This window comes from Pricia sp. (assembly GCF_041745955.1).
Classification (GTDB): Bacteria; Bacteroidota; Bacteroidia; order Flavobacteriales; family Flavobacteriaceae; genus Pricia.
The window spans coordinates 1-2,922 of the sequence record NZ_JBGTHY010000570.1; the positions used below are offsets into that span (position 1 = coordinate 1).

Consider the following 2,922-nt stretch of genomic DNA (forward strand, 5'->3'; position numbering starts at 1 on the left):
ACATATCGTTTTCACCGGCATTGGATTCAACATCCATATCGCTGCTCTTGGAATTGCCGACAACTATAAGGCCCCCATCTTTGCTCGTGCTGACTGCTTGTGCCGCGTCGAACCCTGTGCCGCCATAGGTCTTTTCCCAAAGCAGATTACCGATAGAATCGGTCTTGACCAACCACATATCCGATTCCCCATTGTTCTTCGATATGTCGATGTCGTTACTGAAGGTATGGCCCGCGACCACGAAACCACCATCATCGGTCTTGGCGATATCCTGTGAAATCTCGATACCGGTACCCCCAAACGAGCGTTCCCAAAGCAGATTGCCATTACGGTCTACTTTCACGAGCCACAAATCATAACTGCCCCGGGTGTCGCTAATATCATAATCGTCGCTTTCGGTAGAACCCGATAGTACAAAGCCCCCATCATCGGATGGTACTACCGCATGTGCCCGATCGTTGTTAGTGCCGCCGAAATAGCCGCGCCATTGCAAATTGCCCTTGGGATCGGTCTTGGTACCCCAGAATTCACCGACCCCATGCGCGGTCGGCGAAGAATTTCCTTTTTCGGTATTGCCATCGGCACGTGCCGAGGTGATGTCCAAAAACCCGACAAAAAAGAAGCCGTTGTCATCGGTCTGTACGATGTCGTAGGAATGGTCGTGACCGGAAAACCCGAAGCTCTTTTCCCATTCGATGGTTCCCTCCGCGTCGAGTTTTACGATCCAATTGTCATGAAAGCCTTCGTTATTGCTGCCATCACCGTCGTCACTCATCGCATAGCCCGTTACCGCATAGCCGCCATCATTGGTCTGTACGAGACTCTGGCCGCGGTCGTCTTTGCTTCCGCCATAGGTTTTATTCCATTCCAGTTCTCCGTTGGCATCCAATTTTAACAGCCAATAATCGTTGACTTCGGTCGTCTTGTCGGTCAAATCGCCGTCTATACTGTTGGAAAAGCCCAAAACGGCATATCCACCATCCGATGTAGCTACGATAGCCTGCGCGGTATCATCCCCCGAGCCCCCGAAATTCCTTATCCATTCCAATTGCCCTTGAAACTGGGTCAAGGATTCTTGGGTGAGATCATCCCTATCCTTAGAACATGAAAATAATAGTACAAAGACGAGTATATAGGTTATTTTTTTCATTGGGATTTCTTGATTACGAACAATCCGGAATTGATGTCGCTTACGACAATCTTACCGCTATCAAAGTAGGGATAGACGCTCCACACCCCGTCGAACTGGGCATTGTTGGTAGCCGGAAACGTGTCAAAAAAACCGGTCTCTACGATGGATTTTCCAGCAATGTCCGTGATATCCAAAATACGGACGCCCGCCGTGTAGTTTGCCAGAAAAAATTCGCCGCCCTTTACATAACCGTTATGATCGATAGCGGAAAAATCGGCCAGGTAGGTGTCATGCAAAACCGGATTATCCAAATCGGAGAAGTCAAAAACCAACGTCCGCGTATTAAATCCTTGATTGGTTTCATCAAGTTCATCCCCCAATAAAAAATACCTTTGATCTTCGGTGAACCATCCTTGGTGCGTATATTCTATTTTGTCATAGCCGATGGATGAAATAGCTGTAGGATTTTCCTTATCCGAAACATCCACTAAGACCACACTATTTTCATTGGCCCCTATAAAAATCTCCCTGCCGGTATAATCGGCATCAGGGCCGGTATAGGTGACCACTTGCGCATCATGGGTGTACCCGTTACCGACATATCCTCCAAGGGCAAAGGGATTCTTGGGGTCGGCTATATCAACAAAATGGGGGCCGCCGTTGAAAGTCCGGGTGCCCACGGCATAGGCGATTCCGGTCCCTTCATTGATTACGATATTATGCGCATTGCCGAAACCGGTGTATCGCACGTCTGCATCAAAGGTTGCGGGCGGGTTGGTCACATCGCGTAGACGTGTCAAATCAAAAACCTGCATGCCATGGCCTTCCGCCTCGGAAACGATGAAGGCATGATTTTGATAAACCTTCACATCACGCCAAGAACTTGGCTCGGTAGCCGTGGGCAACTTCCCCAAATAAATCAAATTTTCGGTATCGGAAATATCGACGAATGCCGTACCGTTGTCCAAGCCCATCAAGGCATACTCCTTGCCCGTGGTAGCATCCGTCCAGCCCCAACTATCGTTTCCTGAACTCGCGTTGAAATTATCAAGAGTGATACGTCCCAAAAAATCATAGCCCTCACAGGGATAAATACCGGCCATCCCGTTTTGACAGGGCGTGAAACCGGTAAGCGTGTCGACCACTTCAGGACCGGGCAATTCTTCGATGTCGGGTTTACCGTCCATAGGAAGATTGTCGTCATCTGAGCATGACAGAAAGAGAAGGGCCGATATACTTAAAAGGAAAGGAAATTTTTTCATGGCAGAGTTAAATAGGATGCAAATGTACGTCGCAAGATAATCATTACAGGCGGTTTTTATTCCTATTTTTGCCACATGCTAGAAGACAAAAACCAAGAACGCACTGCGCTGGAGCAATTGGGCGAATTCGGCCTTATCGATCATTTGACCCAACATTTCTCCATTTCCCATACCTCAACGATAAAAGGTATAGGCGATGATGCCGCGGTGCTTGATTTCAAGGACAAAAAAACAATCGTAACCACAGATATGCTTATCGAGGGCGTACACTTCGACCTGAGCTATATGCCATTAAAGCATTTAGGCTATAAAGCGGTCATGGCCAATCTTTCCGATGTCTACGCCATGAACGCCACGGCATCCCAAATCGCGGTTTCCATTGCGGTCTCGAACCGATTCCCCTTGGAAGCCCTAGAGGAGCTATATGCGGGCATAGCCCTGGCATGTCAAGTTTTTAAGGTAGACCTCATCGGAGGCGATACGACCTCATCGACTACCGGGATGCTTATCAGCATCACCGCTTTGGGC

3 protein-coding genes are annotated in these 2,922 nt (G+C 48.5%); 1 reads left to right on the top strand and 2 read right to left on the bottom strand.

Going from position 1 to position 2,922, the window contains the following annotated elements:
- A partial coding sequence (locus tag ACEW8S_RS20445) for a hypothetical protein (RefSeq protein WP_373519959.1) occupies positions 1–1,150 on the bottom strand: 1,150 nt, incomplete at its 3' end.
- Positions 1,147–2,394, bottom strand: a complete 1,248-nt coding sequence (locus ACEW8S_RS20450; protein WP_373519960.1) for a choice-of-anchor B family protein — start codon at positions 2,392–2,394, stop codon at positions 1,147–1,149. The genes ACEW8S_RS20450 and ACEW8S_RS20445, both read right to left, overlap by 4 nt.
- Before the next feature lie 75 nt (positions 2,395–2,469).
- On the opposite strand from ACEW8S_RS20450, the gene ACEW8S_RS20455 reads away from it, so the two are divergent.
- On the top strand, positions 2,470–2,922 hold a 453-nt coding region (locus ACEW8S_RS20455), incomplete at its 3' end, for a thiamine-monophosphate kinase (protein ID WP_373519961.1).

Bases quoted from the DNA above. Each gene is read 5' to 3' on its own strand.
- ACEW8S_RS20450 (WP_373519960.1), bottom strand. From the start codon at position 2,394: ATGAAAAAATTTCCTTTCCTTTTAAGTATATCGGCCCTTCTCTTTCTG.